We start from the raw sequence: 17,222 nt of genomic DNA, 5'->3' as shown, positions 1-17,222 counted from the left end.
CAATTACTGGCAGACGTCCACCCATTTGGCGTGGGTGAGTTCGGCCATGCGTTCAGGTGAAATGCGGACGGCGCTGTGAATGGCCCCTGCGGCGGGCAGCACTTCATCGTACTGGCGGAGTGAGATGTCGCAGAACACCGCCAGCGGGTTTTCCAGCCCGAACGGGCAAACGCCACCGACCGGATGCCCGGTCCAGTTCACTACTTCATCGCTGCTGAGCATGCGCGCTTTAGAGCCAAATGCTTCTTTAAGTTTCTTATTATCAAGACGAGCATCGCCCTTGGCGACGATCAGAATAATGTCGTTTTTGACCTTTAATGAGAGCGTTTTGGCTATTTGTCCGGGGGCCACATTGTGGGCGGCGGCGGCAAGCGCGACGGTAGCGGTGCTTTGGTTTAGCTCGATGATGTCTATATCGGGGGCATGGTCGGCGAAGAATTGCCGCACGGACTGCAAACTCATGATTTTCTCCTGATCCAGGTGGCAAATAATTTCGCATAAGCTTGTGCTTTCTGTAAACCGCTTATACTTATCTCATACCCGCCTTGTCAGAAATTTCTGGATCTCCTTCACAATCAATGAAACCGGTTGCAGTAACCGGTTGCAGTAATAAATTCCGCGAGGAATACTGAATCCTGTAACCCCCCCTGTACCTAATAATAAGAGTCGTCTATGAAACGTATCCTTTTATGCTGTGCCGCTGGTATGTCTACCAGTATGGTCGTGAACAGGATGAAACAGGCCGCCCAGGATCAACAGATTGAGGTTGAGATCAAGGCGGTGGGTATCGAAGAGTTCACGGATGTTATGCCTGAATTTGATTGCTGTTTACTCGGTCCGCAGATCAAATACCGTCTGGAAGATTTTAAGGCTCAGGCCGCGCCCAAACGGATCCCGGTCACGGTCATTAACTCTATGGATTACGGAATGATGCGCGGCGACAGAATTCTCGCCGACGCACTCGCGTTGATAGCCTGACAGGAGAGCCACTATGTCTTCCAACCATGCTGCTTTTAATTTAATTTTTCGGTTTGTTGAGAACTACGTTAGCCCGATAGCTGGCCGCATTTCTTCCCAGCGTCACGTGATGGCCATTCGCGACGGCTTTATTTCTGCGATGCCATTTATGATTGTCGGCTCGTTCCTGCTGGTTTTTGCTTATCCCCCGTTTTCGCCCACCACGACATGGGGCTTTGCTCGCGCCTGGCTCGACCTGGCGAAGCAGTTTGAAGGGCAGATTTTAACGCCGTTTGATATGACGATGGGCATCATGTCTATCTACATTTGTGCGGCGATCGCCTACAACCTGGGTAAACACTACGTTAAATCGCACGGGCTCGATCCTTTCATGTGCGCCATGCTGTCGCTGATGGCTTTCCTGGTGGTTGCGGCCCCGAAAACCAAAGGCACGCTGCCGGTGGACAGCCTTGGCGGCACCGGGATCTTCACCGCAATCCTGGTGGCGATTTACTGCGTAGAGATGATGCGTTTCCTGAAGGCGCATAACATCGGCATCAAGCTGCCGGACCAGGTGCCGCCGATGATCAAAAACTCCTTTGATCTGCTGATCCCGGTGCTGGTTGTGGTGCTGACGCTGTATCCGCTGAGCCTGTTTATTCAGTCCCAGTTCGATATGCTGATCCCTCAGGCCATTATGGCGCTGTTCAAACCGCTGGTGTCCGCGGCGGATTCTCTGCCGGCGATTCTCCTTGCCGTACTGATTGCTCACCTGTTGTGGTTTGCGGGTATCCACGGGGCGGCGATTGTCTCCGGGATGCTGCAGATGTTCTGGCTGACCAACCTGGGCCTTAACCAGGGCGCGCTGGCTGCCGGTGCGCCTCTGCCGCATATCTTTATGGAAGCGTTCTGGACCTTCTTCATCGTGGTCGGCGGTTCCGGGGCAACGATGGGATTGGTTATCTGCTACCTGCGCAGTAAATCTGCCCACCTGCGTTCCATTGGCCGCCTGAGCATCGTGCCAACCTGCTTTAACATTAACGAACCGGTGATCTTCGGGACGCCGATTGTGATGAACCCAGTATTCTTTATTCCTTTCCTGCTGGCGCCAATGGTCAACGCCGTGCTGGCCTGGGGCGCGATGAAGCTGGATCTGATTGGTCGCGTGATTTCCGTGGTACCGTGGACCGCGCCTGCGCCAATCGGTGCCGCCTGGGCGCTGGGCTGGGACTTCCGTGCCGCAATTCTGGTGATTCTGCTGGCCTGCGTGTCGTCCATCATCTACTTCCCGTTCTTCAAAGTGTACGAGAATCAGCTGCTGGAGCAGGAGAAAGAAGAAGCTCAGAGAGCGAGCGAGGAAGGGAGCCAACAGCTGGCTTAATGGTTTAGCGGAATGAAGAACGGCGGGGAAACCCGCCGTTTGCTATTTCCCCGCCTCTTGCTATTTCAGAGTGCAGTCGCCGCAGCGCTGGACGTCAGGCAGCTTATAGCGCTGGCAGCAGGTGCGTCTGACCAGAATGCCTTCACGCGAAATGACCGTGCGGTAGAGTGGATTCTCCCGGCCACATGAAAGCTGTTTTTCAAAGAAACAGGTCTGCACCAGCGCCGCCAGGCTCTGTTCATCCAGAAGTGGTTTTAGCTCGCCGAAGAACCAGTTCACCAGGTAGCCGGTGTTGCTCCAGATAAGTCGGGCGTTGATCTCTTCGCTGGCTTCCAGCGCCGCTACGACCGGCATCAAACCTTCAACGATAAACTGCTCTAGCCGCAGATGGAGCGGCAGCTCGCTTGCCCGGCAATCTTCAGTCACGTCAATCCAGAAGCATTTTGCCCGGCCCGTTTCGTGGAACTCGGCCCGCACATGCTGGGGGGCAATATTCAGCGCTTTAGGCTGAGTCAGCAGCGCCATCATCATCGGTGGCACCAGCAGGCCGATGTACCATTGCGCCCACAAAGACTTCAGCGGTTTGTGCTCGCGGGTAAGTTCAGGCTGGTGACGATAGATATGGTCGCCGTAGGCCGCCATTAGGGAGGTTAGCGTGGTGGGACGCTGCCACTCGCTTAGCGTCATTGCTGTGGCGGGAGCCTGTTCGTTTAATTTGATGATGTCGTTGAAGTACGGGCGGTGCGCGGCAAAATACTCCCGCAGCGAATCTGCCTGCGGGCCTGTCGCTGGGGACCAGGGAAGAACAAAGCAACCGCTGTCATCGCTGAGCTGGAGGGAGTGAAGCGCCATACTTTCGTCAGGGAGTAATCTAAATGATAATGATTAGCAATAATAACGGTGAGCGAAATCTCTGGCAAGGTGAATTCACCGCCACCGCTCAGTGATGGCTGTTTTTGCGATCTGGCGCGTCTCGCCGGGTTAATTCACGGCGAGCATTTCGTTGGTCAGGATGCTGTTTCTTCCTCGGTTTTTGGCCTGATAAAGCGCTTTATCCGCGAGGCTCAGGGCATCATCTATGCTGCCTTCAGTGAATGGCGCAAGCCCGATACTGACGGTAACGTTGGTCGCGACCTGGGTATTAAACATATGCGGGATGTCCAAATCGAAAACGCGCTGGCGGATCCTTTCCGCCGACTGCATCGCACGTTCCGCGTCGATGTTGGTGAGCATAATCATGAACTCTTCCCCGCCGTAGCGCGTGACAAGATCCCTTGAACGCACGGCATCGCGAATCGCTGCCGAGACCCGGATCAACGCCTGGTCGCCCATCGCATGGCCGTAGTGGTCGTTGTACGACTTGAAGTGGTCGATATCCAGCAGCAAAACGAAGTGGCTGCCGCTACCGGAGGCCTGAATGTGCTCGAGGCGGTTTTGAAAGCCGCGGCGGTTGTACAGGCCGGTTAAAGGATCGAGCATGCTGAGATCGGTCAGTGTCTCTTTTTCTTCAAGCAGTTTATTCATCAGCCGCTGGGTGAAACGGTCATTACGTTTCTGAATAATATGCTGAATAGCGATCCCGATAGCGGGCAGCGCAATGGAATAAATTACCCTCAGCCATTGGTCAACATTACCCAGCCAAAGTACGACCAGCGCCACGGGCAGGCTGTGCAGCAGGAAAGCCACAATATTATTAATAAATGCAATAGCGCCAATAAAAAGCACCGACATCAGGCTAATCATCAGAAATGAGGTGTCCAGGTCCGCGATGGCCGCGTTTTTAATGAAAATATGCACCGCCCATAATAACCCGAAAAATAACGAGATAATATTCAGGTTAATCAGCTGCTTATTATTCCACATCTGCCAGGCAAGCAAGGCCAGGCTCATCAGCAGAATGGCGACAACGGGCGGCGTTATGCGCACTGTCGAATAGAGCGGAAAGAGAATAGAAAAAGCGGCTGCCAGGGCGTTGAGCAGCAAAAATAAACGTAAAGAAAGCAGCTGCTTTGCTTTGAGTAAGGCTCGCCAGGTTTGGGCTGTCATAGAACGATTGTGTCTTGGGTAAGCGCGTCAGGTGTTGTGTGTGTCGTATTAATGAAAAGCGAGTTATCGACTTTTCTGGCAACTATTGGAATTTTTATAAGGCAAACTAAAGCCGGCGCTCAATCTATCACCTTACTGAAAATCTGTCATTAAATGACACGTCAACCCTGGCTATTTCAGCCATAGGTCGCGCACGTTTTTACGCTGACAGTTGAGAAAATTTATCATATGATATTGGTTATCATTATCATGATGGGGCGTGAAAATGCTGCAACGACGACTCGAAAGTGGCTGGAGTGTAATGGTGGCGGGGCTTGCCGTGGCGCTGCTTGCCTGCCTGGATCTCAGTTTCAGTCAGTGGCGCGTGCTGGTGGTTATCGGGCTGCTTGCCACGGCATTGATGCTCTATCATAAAACGTTAAGACACTTTGTTTTACTGCCATCGTGCGTAGCATTTGCCAGCGGATTGCTGTTGATTGTGATGAATTTGGGATCGATGAGATAAACAAGCTGGGGGAGATAAAGAGGGTCACTTCATAAGAAGTGGTGCGAAGAGAGGGACTTGAACCCTCACGTCCGTAAGGACACTAACACCTGAAGCTAGCGCGTCTACCAATTCCGCCACCTTCGCACAGTTTTCAGATTTGCATCTGAAGAGTTTTGATATCGCCTTCGCATTGGTGCGAAGAGAGGGACTTGAACCCTCACGTCCGTAAGAACACTAACACCTGAAGCTAGCGCGTCTACCAATTCCGCCACCTTCGCGCAGTGCGAACGATATCTTTCGTGGTTGTGTTGGTGCGAAGAGAGGGACTTGAACCCTCACGTCCGTAAGAACACTAACACCTGAAGCTAGCGCGTCTACCAATTCCGCCACCTTCGCATACCTGTAATACCGAAGTATCACAACCACGGAGGCGCATTCTAGATGTTTTCTGAGCTTCGTCAACACTTAATTTGATGCCGCTTTTCCGACTGATGCAAAAAGCGGCACCTTAACGCGTTTAGCGCTTTTTACCCGCCCGGGTCAGCACGGCGCGGTAAACTTTGAAGCGGCCGGTTTGAGCAATAACTTCATGACTACCAAATACTTCGTCCAGCACGTTCGGGTAGGCAAGGAAGGCGTTCGCCACGATGCGCAATTCGCCACCCATATTCAGATGGCGAGCTGCACCGCGAATAAGCTGGTGCGCTGCATCGAGGCTGGTTTGCATCCCGTCGTGGAATGGCGGGTTGGAGATGATCATGTCGAAACGGCCGTTGATTTCCGAGTAGACGTTACTGGCGATCACTTCCCCTTCAAAGCCGTTAGCGGCAAGCGTTGCGCGGCTGGCGGCGACCGCCGGTGCGCTAACGTCGCTAAGCGTGAGGCGAACTTTTGGCGAGTGGCTGGCGAGAGTAATCGCCAGGACGCCCGCGCCGCAGCCAACATCCAGCACTTTGCCTTTGGTGTGCGGCGTCAGCGTGGAAAGCAGCAGTTTGCTGCCGGTATCCAGACCGTCGCGGCTAAAGACGCCCGGCAGGGTTTTCACGGTCATCCCTTCATGAGGGTATTCACCCCACCAGCTGTTTTCATCAAACGCAGGTTGCTGCTCAAGGCGGCCATGATACAGACCGCAGCGGCGCGCGCTGTCGATTTTTGTCAGCGGGCAAATTTCAGCCAGCATTTGCTCTGCGCTACGCACGCCAGAGCGGTTTTCGCCGACGACAAAAACATCGGTGCCAGCCGGCATCAGCGACAGAATATTCATCAGCTGGAACTGAGCTTCTGGCTTGTTTTTCGGCCAGTAGTAGATAAGCGTATTGCTGTCGGCAATGTCATCCGCACTGACCACCAGGCCATATTGTGCGTTCTCACCCATCTGCGCGCTTAATACCTGCCAGTGGTGGAATTGCTGGGTGTGGGCGCGGCTGGCGGCGGTGTCGAAACGCGCCGGCAGGTCGTCTTGCATGTCACCGGCAAACAACACACGGCTCTCGGTAAAATCATCGCTGTGGCGCAGCAGTACTTCACTCGCCGGGGTAAACGCACTCATCAAATAGCTCCTGGAAAATCAGAGCGTGGATTATAGAGCTTTAATGGCGTGGATTCGATGAATTTGCTATATTTGCCGCCCGAATTACGCTCTCAACAGGTTTCGCTATGACTTCCCCTTCCCGACGCGACTGGCAGTTACAGCAACTGGGTATTACCCAGTGGGTGCTGCGCCGTCCGACGGCTTTACAGGGCGAAATTGCGGTTTCTTTGCCCGCGGGCGTGCGTTTAGTGATGGTGGCTGAGACGCTACCAGCCTTGAGCGATCCGCTGGTGAAGGACATTTTACGCAGCATAGCGTTAAGCCCCGACCAAGTAATGCAACTGACGCCGGAGCGCGCGGCAATGATGCCGCCTGACAGCCGCTGCAATAGCTGGCGCCTGGGCGTTGAGCAGCCGCTGACGCTCAGCGGCGCGCAGCTTGCGTCCCCTGCGCTTGACGAGCTTTATCACAATGGCAACGCGCGACAGGCGCTGTGGCAACAGATTTGCGAACATGAACACGATTTCTTCCCTGACGCCGAATGATTTGGCGGACGCGTATGCCATTGAGCTGCGCAGTCATGCTTTTCCCTGGAGTGAAAAAACCTTTGCCAGCAATCAGGGCGAACGCTATTTCAATTTGCGGCTGGACGTTGACGGCAAACTTGCCGCTTTTGCGGTGACGCAGGTCATTCTCGATGAAGCCACGCTGTTCAACATTGCGGTTGATCCAGCGTATCAGCGGCAAGGGCTTGGGAAAGCGCTGCTTGAGCATCTTATTGCCGAGCTTGAAAAACGGGATGTCTTTACGCTGTGGCTGGAGGTGCGTGCCTCTAACGTTGCGGCGAGAACCTTGTACGAAAGCCTGGGCTTTAACGAAGCGACGGTGCGTCGCAATTATTATCCTGCAAAAGAAGGTCGGGAAGACGCGATCGTGATGGCGCTCCCCCTTGGTTAATTTTTAAAAGGTGTGTGGATGAACTGGGACTGGATTTTATTCGATGCGGACGAAACGCTGTTTACCTTTGACGCGTTCGGCGGTTTGCAGCGCATGTTTCTCGATTACAGCGTGACCTTTACCGCAGATGATTTCCAGGAGTACCAGGCGGTAAACAAGCCGCTGTGGGTCGACTACCAGAACGGGGCGATTACCGCGCTGCAGCTGCAGCTCAGGCGTTTTGAGGACTGGGCAGGGCGGCTGAATGTGCCGTCAGCAGAGCTGAACGATGCGTTTTTATCCGCCATGGCTGAAATTTGCGCCCCGCTGCCCGGTGCGATTTCTCTCCTGAATGCGCTGAAGGGCAAGGCTAAACTTGGCATTATTACCAACGGCTTTACCGCGCTGCAGCAGACTCGCCTCGAGCGCACCGGCCTGCGTGACTATTTCGACCTGCTGGTGATTTCCGAGCAGGTAGGGGTAGCCAAACCCGATCGCCGTATTTTCGACTATACCTTCGAGCAGATGAACCAGCCGCCGCGCGACCGCGTTTTGATGGTCGGCGACACGGCAGAATCTGACATTCTGGGCGGTATCAACGCCGGGATAGCAACCTGCTGGCTTAACGCCCACGGGCGCACCGCGCCGCAAGGGATTGAACCGACCTGGCAGGTCACCTCGCTAAGTGAACTGGAGCAACTGCTGTGTAAGCCATGATTGTTGATTGTTAAACCCGCAATGATGGGTAAAATAGCCGCCAAATAACGTTCACTCGCCGCGTGGCTCAAGGCCGCGCGCACTTACAGAAGATGTAATTATGACTTTGTCTCCTTATCTGCAAGAGGTGGCTAAACGCCGCACTTTTGCCATTATTTCTCACCCGGATGCCGGTAAAACGACCATCACCGAAAAGGTGCTGCTGTTCGGACAGGCTATCCAGACCGCCGGGACGGTAAAAGGCCGTGGCTCAAGCCAGCACGCCAAATCCGACTGGATGGAGATGGAAAAACAGCGTGGGATCTCGATCACCACCTCGGTGATGCAGTTCCCGTATCGCGACAGCCTGGTCAACCTGCTGGATACTCCGGGGCACGAAGACTTCTCCGAAGATACCTACCGTACCCTGACCGCGGTTGACTGCTGCCTGATGGTTATCGATGCCGCAAAAGGCGTAGAAGATCGTACCCGTAAGCTGATGGAAGTTACCCGTCTGCGCGATACGCCGATCATCACCTTCATGAACAAACTGGATCGTGACATTCGCGATCCAATGGAAGTGCTGGATGAAGTTGAGCGCGAGCTGAAGATTGGCTGCGCGCCAATCACCTGGCCAATCGGCTGCGGCAAGCTGTTCAAAGGGGTTTACCATCTTTATAAAGATGAAACCTACCTCTACCAGACCGGTAAAGGCCACACGATCCAGGAAGTGCGTATCGTGAAAGGGTTGAGCAACCCAGAACTCGACGCAGCCGTCGGGGAAGATCTTGCTCTGCAACTGCGTGAGGAGCTGGAGCTGGTGCAGGGGGCTTCCAACGAATTCGACCATGAACTGTTCCTGGCCGGTGAAATCACCCCGGTATTCTTCGGCACCGCGCTGGGCAACTTCGGCGTCGACCACATGCTGGATGGTCTGGTTGAGTGGGCGCCGGCTCCGATGCCGCGTAAAACCGACACGCGTCTGGTGGATGCGGCGGACGAGAAGTTCACCGGTTTTGTCTTTAAGATCCAGGCCAACATGGACCCGAAACACCGTGACCGCGTCGCCTTTATGCGCGTGGTGTCCGGTAAGTATGAAAAAGGCATGAAGCTGCGCCAGGTGCGTATCGGGAAAGACGTGATTATTTCTGACGCGCTGACCTTTATGGCCGGGGATCGTTCTCACGTGGAAGAAGCCTATCCGGGCGATATTATCGGCCTGCACAACCACGGCACGATTCAGATCGGCGACACCTTTACCCAGGGCGAAATGATGAAGTTCACCGGTATCCCGAACTTCGCCCCGGAACTGTTCCGCCGTATTCGCCTGCGCGATCCGCTTAAGCAGAAGCAGTTGCTTAAAGGCCTGGTGCAGCTGTCTGAAGAAGGCGCGGTACAGGTGTTCCGTCCTATTGCCAACAACGACCTTATTGTTGGTGCGGTTGGGGTTCTGCAGTTCGATGTGGTCGTTGCTCGCCTGAAAAGCGAGTACAACGTGGAAGCGATTTACGAATCGGTCAACGTGGCGACGGCGCGTTGGGTTGAAGGGAATGACGTTAAGAAGTTTGAAGAATTCAAACGTAAAAACGAAGTTCAGTTAGCGCTGGATGGCGGCGACAACCTGACCTATATTGCCCCAACGATGGTAAATCTGAACATTACCCAGGAACGTTACCCTGACGTGACCTTCCGTAAAACGCGCGAGCACTAATTATCAGCCAGAGCGCGGCGTTCGCCGCGCTCTTCACACTTTCCCTGTCTTTTTAATCCCTTGCAGAATCCTCTTAATTTCCCGCGAATCCTGCGTCATTGCTGATTTTTCCATCAACACGTCATGCACTTTTATGATTGTGATCTATATTTAACAAAGTGATGACAATTTTATTGGATGAAAGCTCCGGGAATTAATCATTTTCTGGTGTCTTGTTGGCGTTTCTCATGTCATCTCAATATTAATAGCTGATTTTTTTCAGCTTACGGGAAGCGAGAAAGCTCAAATGATGAGCAAACCTACAGGAATTAATCGATGACTACGACTAAGATTTCAAAAACTCTGCTGGCGGTTGTGTTGGGTTCTGTACTGGCAAGCACCAGCGCCTTTGCGGAAGACACTCTGCTTAATAAAACGGAATCTACCGCCGATAGTGCAGGGAAAAAAATCGATAGCTCCATGACGAAAGTCGGTAATTTCATGGACGACAGCGGCATCACAGCGAAAGTCAAAGCAGCCCTGGTTGACGATAAAAATATCAAAAGTACCGATATTTCGGTCAAAACCGACAATAAAGTGGTCACCCTGAGCGGTTTTGTTGAGAGCCAGGCTCAGGCCGAGCAGGCCGTCGCCACGGCGAAAAAAGTGGAAGGCGTAACCTCGGTGAGCGACAAACTTCACGTTCGCGATGTGAAAACACAGTCGGTGAAAGGCTATGCCGGTGATGCGGCCACGACCAGTGAGATCAAAGCGAAATTGTTGGCCGACAGCATTGTGCCGTCGCGCCATATCAAAGTAGAAACCACTGACGGCGTGGTTCAGCTGTCCGGCGAGGTGAAATCCGCCGCTCAGTCTGAGAAGGCTGAAAGTATTGCCAAAGCTGTTGAAGGCGTGAAAAGCGTTAAAAACGATCTGAAAGTGAAGTAAAGCAGCACCCGAAATGGCTTTCTGGACGCGTGCCGGGAAGCCATAAGCACCACCCTTACACATTATCGCCTGCGGGTTAGCCATTCGGCGCCCGTGAAGAAGCGATAAGATTCACTATGGTTAAGGAGAGTCTATGTTTCGTTGGGGCATTATTTTTCTGGTAATAGCGTTGATCGCTGCGGCCCTGGGCTTCGGTGGTCTGGCGGGTACCGCAGCAGGTGCTGCAAAAATTGTCTTTATCGTCGGGATCATTCTGTTCCTGGTCAGCCTGTTTATGGGGCGCAGACGTCCTTAGCAACGCTCATTGAGTAACATGCCGATACAAAAGAAAAGCCAGTCCTCGTGACTGGCTTTATAGTGTCGACAAACCGCTGTCGACAGAAAAGAACGACCAGACGGCTCGTTAAAAAAAACAGGAAAATCAATTCATTGATTTTCGGCTGCTCACCACAAAGAGGGAAAAACCACGCCTTTTCCCGCTTTGTCAGCAACCTTAAGCCAGTCCTCGTGACTGGCTTTCGCCGTTTTACTTAGCGCGCTATGGGTATAGGGTAGAAATTCACAACAACAGCAATTCAGGAAAGCAGGTGGGAAATCGTATACCCGTAACGCTCGGCAATATTGCGCCGCTGGCGACTAAACCTTTTCGTCCTGGAAAACTCGCTCTGATTTGTGAAGGGGGCGGGCAGCGCGGGATCTTTACGGCTGGGGTTCTGGACGAGTTTATGCGCGCGGAATTCAACCCTTTTGATCTGTTCCTTGGTACTTCTGCCGGGGCGCAGAATCTTTCCGCTTACGTTTGTAACCAGCCGGGATACGCGCGTCGCGTCATCACGCGCTTTACGACGACGAGGGATTTCTTCAATCCGCTCCGCTTTGCGCGCGGAGGGCATCTGATCGATCTCGACTGGCTGATTGAGTCGACCGCCGCCAGACTGCCGCTGTCGATGTCCAGTGCCGACCCGCTGTTTGAACAGGGAAAAGAGTTCTTTATGTGCGCCTGCCGCAGTGATGACTATGCGGCGAATTACTTTTCGCCGACCACGGATACCTGGCTAAATTTGCTGAAAGCCTCCAGCGCCATTCCCGGTTTTTACCGCTCAGGCGTGGATATTGACGGCGTCAGCTATCAGGACGGCGGCATCAGCGATGCGGTGCCGGTGCGGGAAGCGGTTAATCGCGGGGCAGATACGCTGGTGGTCATTCGCACCGTACCTTCACAGATGTACTACACGCCGCAGTGGTTCAAACATATGGAACGCTGGTTGGGCGACAGCAGCCTGCAGCCGCTGTTGAATCTGGTGCAGCACCACGAGGAAAGCTACCGTGAAATCCAAAGCTTCATTGAGAAGCCGCCCGGTAAACTGCGAATCTTTGAGATTTACCCCCCGAAAGCGCTATTAAGCAGCGCGCTCGGCAGCCGCCTGCCTTCATTGACGGCGGATTATCAAACGGGGCGCTTGTGCGGGCGCTATTTCCTGGCCACCATTGGCAAACTGCTGGTGGCTAAACCGCCGTTAAGGCGTCATTTGCCGCGCATTAATACGCCCGGCCCGTTGGTCATTCCTCCTGCTGCGGCGGCAAACGAATCGCTGGTCAAGCCGATTAGCTCTGGCCTGCAGGCGAATGATGCGGCGTTTGATAATGAGGATCTTGCGTGAGTTTTACGTTCTACGACACCCATTGCCACTTTGATTTTCCCCCCTTCACCGGGGATGAAGAGCACAGCCTCGCGCTGGCCGCTGAGGCCGGGGTTCGTAAAATCATTGTGCCAGCAATAGAAGCGGGGCGTTTCAATCGCGTGCTCGCGCTGGCGCAGAATTATCCGGCGCTTTATGCCGCCCTGGGTATGCATCCGATTGTGATTGAAAAGCATGATGATACGGGGCTGGCCGCGCTGGAGGATCTTTTGCGGCAAAGGCCGGAGAAGCTGATCGCCATCGGCGAGATTGGGCTGGATCTTTATCGCGAAGATCCGCAGCTCGACAGGCAGGAGTTTATCCTCAGCGAGCAGCTGAAGCTGGCAAAGCGTTACGATCTGCCGGTGCTGCTTCACTCCCGCCGTACCCACGACAAGCTGGCGCTGCACCTGAAGCGCCACAGCCTGCCCAGAACCGGCGTGGTGCATGGTTTTGCCGGCAGCTTACAGCAGGCGGAACGGTTTATTGCAATGGGCTATCGCATTGGCGTCGGTGGCACCATCACCTATCCGCGAGCCAGCAAAACCCGGGATGTGATGGCCCGTTTGCCGCTTTCATCGCTGTTGCTGGAAACCGATGCGCCGGATATGCCGCTGAACGGCTGGCAGGGGCAGCCCAACCGGCCGGAACGTGCCGCCAGGGTCTTCGATGCGCTGTGTGAATTACGCCCGGAGCCCGCAGAAATCATTGCTAATGCCTTGAAAAAAAACGCAGACGAATTATTCGCCTTCTAATGAGTCGCCCTCAAAGTGTGATATTCATCACCTTGCTATGTAAATGTTTCTATACATTTCGCCCTACACGTGATTGCTCCGGCACTTTTCTCGCCCCTGTGGTTATAATCCGCGCGCTAAAAAGGGGCTGCTAAAGCCCGAATCTTTCCAGTTGATACACAGGGATACTGTATGCAAATACTCATGGGATTGATCGGCATGGTGGCATTGCTGCTGATCGCCGTTTTACTTTCCAGCAACCGCAAAGCGATCAACCTGCGCACCGTCATTGGCGCGTGGCTTATCCAGATCGGTATCGGGGCGCTGATCCTTTACGTTCCGGTCGGGCGTAAAGTCCTGCTCGCGATGTCTGAAGGGGTGGCTAATGTCATCGCCTACGGCAATTCAGGGATTTCTTTCCTGTTTGGCGGGCTGGTATCTGACAAAATGTTTGAAGTCTTTGGCGGCGGCGGCTTTATCTTTGCGCTGCGCGTCCTGCCGATCATCGTCTTCTTCTCCTCGCTTATTGCCGTGCTTTACTACCTCGGCGTGATGCAGTTAGTGATCCGTATTCTCGGCGGCGGCCTGCGTAAGGTATTGAAAACCTCGCGCACTGAATCCTTGTCGGCGACGGCGAATATTTTCGTTGGCCAAACCGAAGCGCCGCTTGTGGTTCGCCCTTACATCTCGACCATGACTCGCTCTGAGCTGTTTGCCGTGATGTGCGGTGGTCTTGCCTCCGTGGCGGGCTCCGTGCTGGCGGGCTACGCGCAGATGGGCGTGCCGCTGGAATACCTGATTGCCGCATCCTTTATGGCCGCACCGGGCGGGCTGCTGTTTGCCAAGATAATGCTGCCTGAAACGGAAACCCCGAACGACACGCCGGAGCTGGAGTCGATGAAAAACGACCCAGATCGCCCGGCTAACGTGCTGGATGCGGCGGCCTCGGGCGCAGCCTCCGGGATGCAGCTGGCGCTGAACGTCGGGGCGATGCTGCTGGCGTTTGTGGCGCTGATTGCCCTGCTGAACGGGATGCTTTCCGGTATCGGCGGCTGGTTCAACTATCCGCAGCTTTCGCTGGAGCTGATGCTGGGCTGGGTGTTCTCCCCGGTAGCCTGGCTGATTGGCGTGCCGTGGAGCGAGGCGATGGTGGCCGGATCGTTTATCGGCCAGAAGCTGATCATCAACGAGTTCGTTGCTTACCTGAACTTCGGCGCTTACCTGAAGGATGATGCCGAAGTGGCTGCGGCGGGCCTGCAGGTGCTGTCCGGCCATACCAAAGCAATTATCTCCTTCGCGCTGTGCGGATTTGCTAACCTTTCTTCTATCGCCATTCTGATCGGTGGCCTGGGCAGCATGGCGCCAAACCGTCGGCACGATGTGGCTCAGCTGGGCATGAAGGCCGTGGCGGCGGGGACGCTATCTAACCTGATGAGCGCCACCATCGCCGGGCTTTTCCTGGCGCTGTAGCCTGCAATATAAATGTTATAATAATAACATTAAGCGGTAACCGATGGCTGGTGCCCTGCCAGCCATTTTCTTGTGTCCTGGCGCAATTTAGCGCGTTATTTTGTTCCTTTAATCACATATACTCTATGAAAGCTTGCAATTCACGCTTTGGCTTTTGTGAGGCGAGACACAAAATTGCATCGGTGGTGGGTGTTAGAATTCTAACATTGCAACCGGCAATGTGCGGTGAGAAGGATCTCAACGTGAGGGTGACTCAGGTGACCACTCTTCTTCAAGGAACCAAGTCCGCTCCAACGTGTTGAGTTTCCAGGCCGGAGACTTATTTCCCTTTTGTTGGAGAGCGTTATGACCGATTTAACCCAAAGCAGCCTGCGTGCGCTGAAACTGATGGATCTGACTACCCTGAACGACGATGACACTAACGAGAAAGTCATCGCTCTGTGCCATCAGGCAAAAACCCCAGTCGGCAACACCGCTGCGATTTGTATCTATCCGCGTTTCATCCCAATCGCCCGTAAAACCCTGAAAGAGCAGGGCACCCCGGACATCCGCATTGCGACCGTGACCAACTTCCCACACGGTAACGACGATATCGACATCGCGCTGGCAGAAACCCGCGCCGCTATCGCTTACGGTGCAGACGAAGTGGACGTGGTGTTCCCATACCGGGCGCTGATTGCCGGTAACGAGCAGGTAGGCTTCGACCTGGTGAAAGCGTGTAAAGACGCCTGCGCCAGCGCTAACGTACTGCTGAAAGTGATCATCGAAACCGGCGAGCTGAAGACCGAAGAGCTGATTCGCAAAGCGTCTACTATCGCGATTAAAGCCGGTGCCGACTTTATCAAAACCTCGACCGGTAAAGTGCCGGTTAACGCCACGCCGGAAAGCGCTCGCATCATGATGGAAGTGATCCGCGATATGGGCGTGGAAAAAACTGTAGGCTTCAAACCAGCCGGTGGCGTTCGCTCCGCTGAAGATGCTGCGCAGTTCCTGGCTATCGCGGACGATCTGTTCGGCGCCGACTGGGCCGACTCCCGTCATTACCGCTTCGGGGCGTCCAGCCTGTTAGCCAGCCTGCTGAAAGCGCTGGGCCATGGGGACGGTAAAAGCGCCAGCAGCTACTAATTACTCGTCATACTTCAAGCCGCAGGGGCGTTAGCTGCACTCCCTCACCGCAGTCACTTACTTCAGTAAGCTCCTGGGGATGAGCTCTTTTGCCTTCTGCCTGCGACTCGAATTATCCAGAGTAATCTTTAATTGCGGCGGGTTTTCCGCCGCTCTTTACCCGCATTTCCCAGGGGGTTGCCGTGTTTCTCGCACAAGAAATTATTCGTAAAAAACGTGATGGCCTGGTACTGAGCGACGAAGAGATTCGCTTCTTTATCAACGGTATTCGCGACAACACCGTCTCTGAAGGGCAAATTGCTGCTCTGGCGATGACCATTTTCTTCCACGACATGACAATGCCGGAAAGGGTGTCGCTGACAATGGCGATGCGGGATTCCGGCACCGTGCTGGACTGGAAAAGCCTTAACCTCAACGGCCCGATTGTGGATAAACATTCCACCGGCGGCGTGGGGGATGTCACTTCGCTGATGCTTGGCCCAATGGTGGCGGCCTGCGGTGGCTATGTGCCGATGATTTCAGGCCGTGGCCTGGGGCACACCGGCGGGACGCTGGACAAGCTCGAGGCGATTCCGGGCTTCGATATCTTCCCGGACGATAACCGCTTCCGCGACATTATTAAGGACGTCGGCGTGGCCATCATCGGCCAGACCAGCTCGCTGGCACCGGCGGACAAACGTTTTTATGCCACCCGCGACATTACCGCGACGGTGGATTCTATCCCGCTTATCACCGCTTCCATTCTGGCGAAAAAACTGGCCGAAGGGCTGGACGCGCTGGTGATGGACGTGAAAGTAGGCAGCGGCGCATTTATGCCGACTTACGAGCTGTCAGCCCAGTTGGCAGAGGCTATCGTTGGCGTTTCCAACGGCGCAGGCGTGAAGACCACCGCGCTGCTGACGGACATGAACCAGGTGCTGGCTTCCAGCGCGGGTAACGCCGTGGAAGTCCGTGAAGCGGTACAGTTCCTCACGGGGGAATACCGCAACCCGCGTCTGTTCGATGTGACAATGGCGCTGTGCGTGGAAATGCTGATTTCCGGCAAGCTTGCCAAAGACGAAATTGAAGCACGCGCGAAGCTTCAGGCGGTGCTGGACAACGGCAAAGCAGCCGAAGTGTTTGGCCGCATGGTTGCTGCGCAGAAAGGCCCGAGTGACTTCGTTGAAAATTATGCGAAGTACCTGCCGACCGCAATGCTGAGCAAGGCAGTATATGCCGAAGCGTCCGGGTTTGTTTCGGCGATGGACACTCGCGCGCTGGGCATGGCGGTGGTGTCGATGGGCGGCGGTCGCCGTCAGGCTTCCGACACCATTGATTACAGCGTCGGTTTTACCGACATGGCGCGTCTGGGAGAATCTATCGACGGCGAACGTCCGCTGGCGGTGATCCACGCCAAAGACGAAGCCAGCTGGCAGGAGGCCGCGAAGGCGGTGAAAGCGGCAATCAGCATTGACGAAAAAGCACCGCAGGAAACACCAACGGTCTATCGCCGAATCACCGAATAACGGTATACTGATCTGATCCCTATTTTATAGAGCACAA

Annotated in this window: 18 protein-coding genes and 3 tRNA genes; 14 read left to right on the top strand and 7 right to left on the bottom strand. The window is 54.5% G+C overall.

Features of this window, described 5'->3' with window-relative positions; translation table 11 throughout:
• Positions 1–3: 3 nt before the first annotated feature.
• Positions 4–462: a YbaK/EbsC family protein gene (locus WFK85_RS12610; protein ID WP_008460069.1), complete on the bottom strand. Its 459-nt coding sequence runs from the start codon at positions 460–462 to the stop codon at positions 4–6.
• A 210-nt stretch (positions 463–672) separates the two neighbouring features.
• Between WFK85_RS12610 and WFK85_RS12605 the strand changes: the two genes are divergently transcribed.
• Together WFK85_RS12605 and WFK85_RS12600 are read left to right on the top strand one after the other, a co-directional pair.
• Entirely contained in the window at positions 673–978 is a 306-nt protein-coding gene (locus WFK85_RS12605; RefSeq protein WP_039290026.1) for a PTS sugar transporter subunit IIB, read from the top strand.
• A 13-nt stretch (positions 979–991) separates the two neighbouring features.
• Positions 992–2,338 (top strand): PTS sugar transporter subunit IIC, encoded by a 1,347-nt coding sequence (locus WFK85_RS12600; RefSeq protein ID WP_336707711.1) that lies wholly within the window; start codon positions 992–994, stop codon positions 2,336–2,338.
• Between the two features lie 60 nt (positions 2,339–2,398).
• Here the strand turns inward: WFK85_RS12600 and fhuF are convergent, their stop codons facing one another.
• Both fhuF and WFK85_RS12590 read right to left on the bottom strand, forming a co-directional pair.
• Positions 2,399–3,190, bottom strand: coding sequence for a siderophore-iron reductase FhuF (gene fhuF / locus WFK85_RS12595; RefSeq protein WP_166993451.1), 792 nt, complete (start codon positions 3,188–3,190; stop codon positions 2,399–2,401).
• A 129-nt stretch (positions 3,191–3,319) separates the two neighbouring features.
• The gene (locus tag WFK85_RS12590) at positions 3,320–4,384 is read right to left on the bottom strand and encodes a diguanylate cyclase domain-containing protein (protein WP_166993453.1); all 1,065 of its coding nucleotides are present in this window, start codon (positions 4,382–4,384) and stop codon (positions 3,320–3,322) included.
• A gap of 265 nt (positions 4,385–4,649) precedes the next feature.
• Between WFK85_RS12590 and WFK85_RS12585 the strand changes: the two genes are divergently transcribed.
• The gene (locus WFK85_RS12585; protein WP_008460074.1) at positions 4,650–4,889 is read left to right on the top strand and encodes a DUF1435 domain-containing protein; all 240 of its coding nucleotides are present in this window, start codon (positions 4,650–4,652) and stop codon (positions 4,887–4,889) included.
• A gap of 39 nt (positions 4,890–4,928) precedes the next feature.
• Here the strand turns inward: WFK85_RS12585 and WFK85_RS12580 are convergent.
• From WFK85_RS12580 to rsmC, 4 genes are all read right to left on the bottom strand, one after another.
• Positions 4,929–5,015: transfer RNA gene (locus tag WFK85_RS12580), tRNA-Leu, on the bottom strand.
• A gap of 47 nt (positions 5,016–5,062) precedes the next feature.
• Positions 5,063–5,149: transfer RNA gene (locus WFK85_RS12575), tRNA-Leu, on the bottom strand.
• Positions 5,150–5,180: 31 nt separating this feature from the next.
• Positions 5,181–5,267, bottom strand: a tRNA-Leu gene (locus tag WFK85_RS12570).
• Positions 5,268–5,388: 121 nt separating this feature from the next.
• Positions 5,389–6,420, bottom strand: a complete 1,032-nt coding sequence (rsmC, locus tag WFK85_RS12565; RefSeq protein ID WP_166993455.1) for a 16S rRNA (guanine(1207)-N(2))-methyltransferase RsmC — start codon at positions 6,418–6,420, stop codon at positions 5,389–5,391.
• Positions 6,421–6,527: 107 nt separating this feature from the next.
• Here rsmC and WFK85_RS12560 point away from each other — a divergent pair, with 107 nt between their 5' ends.
• The 11 genes from WFK85_RS12560 (at position 6,528) to deoA (ending at position 17,185) form a co-directional block, all read left to right on the top strand.
• Complete coding sequence (locus tag WFK85_RS12560; protein WP_008460076.1) at positions 6,528–6,947, top strand: DNA polymerase III subunit psi; 420 nt, start codon at positions 6,528–6,530, stop codon at positions 6,945–6,947.
• Positions 6,916–7,359, top strand: a complete 444-nt coding sequence (rimI, locus tag WFK85_RS12555; protein ID WP_008460078.1) for a ribosomal protein S18-alanine N-acetyltransferase — start codon at positions 6,916–6,918, stop codon at positions 7,357–7,359. The genes WFK85_RS12560 and rimI overlap by 32 nt, the downstream gene beginning before the upstream one ends.
• An 18-nt stretch (positions 7,360–7,377) precedes the next feature.
• Positions 7,378–8,055 carry a pyrimidine 5'-nucleotidase gene (yjjG, locus tag WFK85_RS12550; RefSeq protein WP_166993457.1) on the top strand — a complete coding sequence of 226 codons (678 nt, stop codon included), beginning with the start codon at positions 7,378–7,380 and terminating at the stop codon, positions 8,053–8,055.
• Positions 8,056–8,155: 100 nt separating this feature from the next.
• Positions 8,156–9,745, top strand: a complete 1,590-nt coding sequence (gene prfC, locus WFK85_RS12545) for a peptide chain release factor 3 (RefSeq protein ID WP_008460083.1) — start codon at positions 8,156–8,158, stop codon at positions 9,743–9,745.
• A gap of 315 nt (positions 9,746–10,060) precedes the next feature.
• Positions 10,061–10,672 (top strand): molecular chaperone OsmY, encoded by a 612-nt coding sequence (gene osmY / locus WFK85_RS12540; RefSeq protein WP_008460085.1) that lies wholly within the window; start codon positions 10,061–10,063, stop codon positions 10,670–10,672.
• A gap of 133 nt (positions 10,673–10,805) precedes the next feature.
• Positions 10,806–10,967 carry a DUF1328 domain-containing protein gene (locus WFK85_RS12535; RefSeq protein ID WP_007373037.1) on the top strand — a complete coding sequence of 54 codons (162 nt, stop codon included), beginning with the start codon at positions 10,806–10,808 and terminating at the stop codon, positions 10,965–10,967.
• A gap of 292 nt (positions 10,968–11,259) precedes the next feature.
• Positions 11,260–12,333 (top strand): patatin-like phospholipase family protein, encoded by a 1,074-nt coding sequence (locus WFK85_RS12530; RefSeq protein WP_008460089.1) that lies wholly within the window; start codon positions 11,260–11,262, stop codon positions 12,331–12,333.
• Positions 12,330–13,106 carry a TatD family hydrolase gene (locus tag WFK85_RS12525; RefSeq protein WP_336707716.1) on the top strand — a complete coding sequence of 259 codons (777 nt, stop codon included), beginning with the start codon at positions 12,330–12,332 and terminating at the stop codon, positions 13,104–13,106. The genes WFK85_RS12530 and WFK85_RS12525 overlap by 4 nt, the downstream gene beginning before the upstream one ends.
• A 171-nt stretch (positions 13,107–13,277) precedes the next feature.
• Complete coding sequence (locus WFK85_RS12520; protein ID WP_008460091.1) at positions 13,278–14,555, top strand: NupC/NupG family nucleoside CNT transporter; 1,278 nt, start codon at positions 13,278–13,280, stop codon at positions 14,553–14,555.
• A gap of 345 nt (positions 14,556–14,900) precedes the next feature.
• Positions 14,901–15,680, top strand: a complete 780-nt coding sequence (deoC, locus tag WFK85_RS12515; protein ID WP_008460093.1) for a deoxyribose-phosphate aldolase — start codon at positions 14,901–14,903, stop codon at positions 15,678–15,680.
• A 182-nt stretch (positions 15,681–15,862) separates the two neighbouring features.
• Positions 15,863–17,185, top strand: a complete 1,323-nt coding sequence (deoA, locus tag WFK85_RS12510) for a thymidine phosphorylase (RefSeq protein ID WP_336707718.1) — start codon at positions 15,863–15,865, stop codon at positions 17,183–17,185.
• Positions 17,186–17,222 lie beyond the last annotated feature (37 nt).

It is taken from the genome of Cedecea sp. VD22 (genome assembly GCF_037150195.1).
In the GTDB taxonomy this organism is placed as follows: domain Bacteria; phylum Pseudomonadota; class Gammaproteobacteria; order Enterobacterales; family Enterobacteriaceae; genus Cedecea.
Note: the sequence above shows the minus strand (reverse complement) of the source record. Positions and strands in the feature narration are given on the sequence as shown.

Excerpts from the sequence above, each read along its gene's own strand:
- WFK85_RS12610 (WP_008460069.1), bottom strand. The coding sequence starts at position 462 with ATGAGTTTGCAGTCCGTGCGGCAATTCTTCGCCGACCATGCCCCCGAT.
- WFK85_RS12605 (WP_039290026.1), top strand. The coding sequence starts at position 673 with ATGAAACGTATCCTTTTATGCTGTGCCGCTGGTATGTCTACCAGTATG.
- WFK85_RS12600 (WP_336707711.1), top strand. The coding sequence starts at position 992 with ATGTCTTCCAACCATGCTGCTTTTAATTTAATTTTTCGGTTTGTTGAG.
- fhuF (WP_166993451.1), bottom strand. The coding sequence starts at position 3,190 with ATGGCGCTTCACTCCCTCCAGCTCAGCGATGACAGCGGTTGCTTTGTT.
- WFK85_RS12590 (WP_166993453.1), bottom strand. The coding sequence starts at position 4,384 with ATGACAGCCCAAACCTGGCGAGCCTTACTCAAAGCAAAGCAGCTGCTT.
- WFK85_RS12585 (WP_008460074.1), top strand. The coding sequence starts at position 4,650 with ATGCTGCAACGACGACTCGAAAGTGGCTGGAGTGTAATGGTGGCGGGG.
- rsmC (WP_166993455.1), bottom strand. The coding sequence starts at position 6,420 with ATGAGTGCGTTTACCCCGGCGAGTGAAGTACTGCTGCGCCACAGCGAT.
- WFK85_RS12560 (WP_008460076.1), top strand. The coding sequence starts at position 6,528 with ATGACTTCCCCTTCCCGACGCGACTGGCAGTTACAGCAACTGGGTATT.
- rimI (WP_008460078.1), top strand. The coding sequence starts at position 6,916 with ATGAACACGATTTCTTCCCTGACGCCGAATGATTTGGCGGACGCGTAT.
- yjjG (WP_166993457.1), top strand. The coding sequence starts at position 7,378 with ATGAACTGGGACTGGATTTTATTCGATGCGGACGAAACGCTGTTTACC.
- prfC (WP_008460083.1), top strand. The coding sequence starts at position 8,156 with ATGACTTTGTCTCCTTATCTGCAAGAGGTGGCTAAACGCCGCACTTTT.
- osmY (WP_008460085.1), top strand. The coding sequence starts at position 10,061 with ATGACTACGACTAAGATTTCAAAAACTCTGCTGGCGGTTGTGTTGGGT.
- WFK85_RS12535 (WP_007373037.1), top strand. The coding sequence starts at position 10,806 with ATGTTTCGTTGGGGCATTATTTTTCTGGTAATAGCGTTGATCGCTGCG.
- WFK85_RS12520 (WP_008460091.1), top strand. The coding sequence starts at position 13,278 with ATGCAAATACTCATGGGATTGATCGGCATGGTGGCATTGCTGCTGATC.
- deoC (WP_008460093.1), top strand. The coding sequence starts at position 14,901 with ATGACCGATTTAACCCAAAGCAGCCTGCGTGCGCTGAAACTGATGGAT.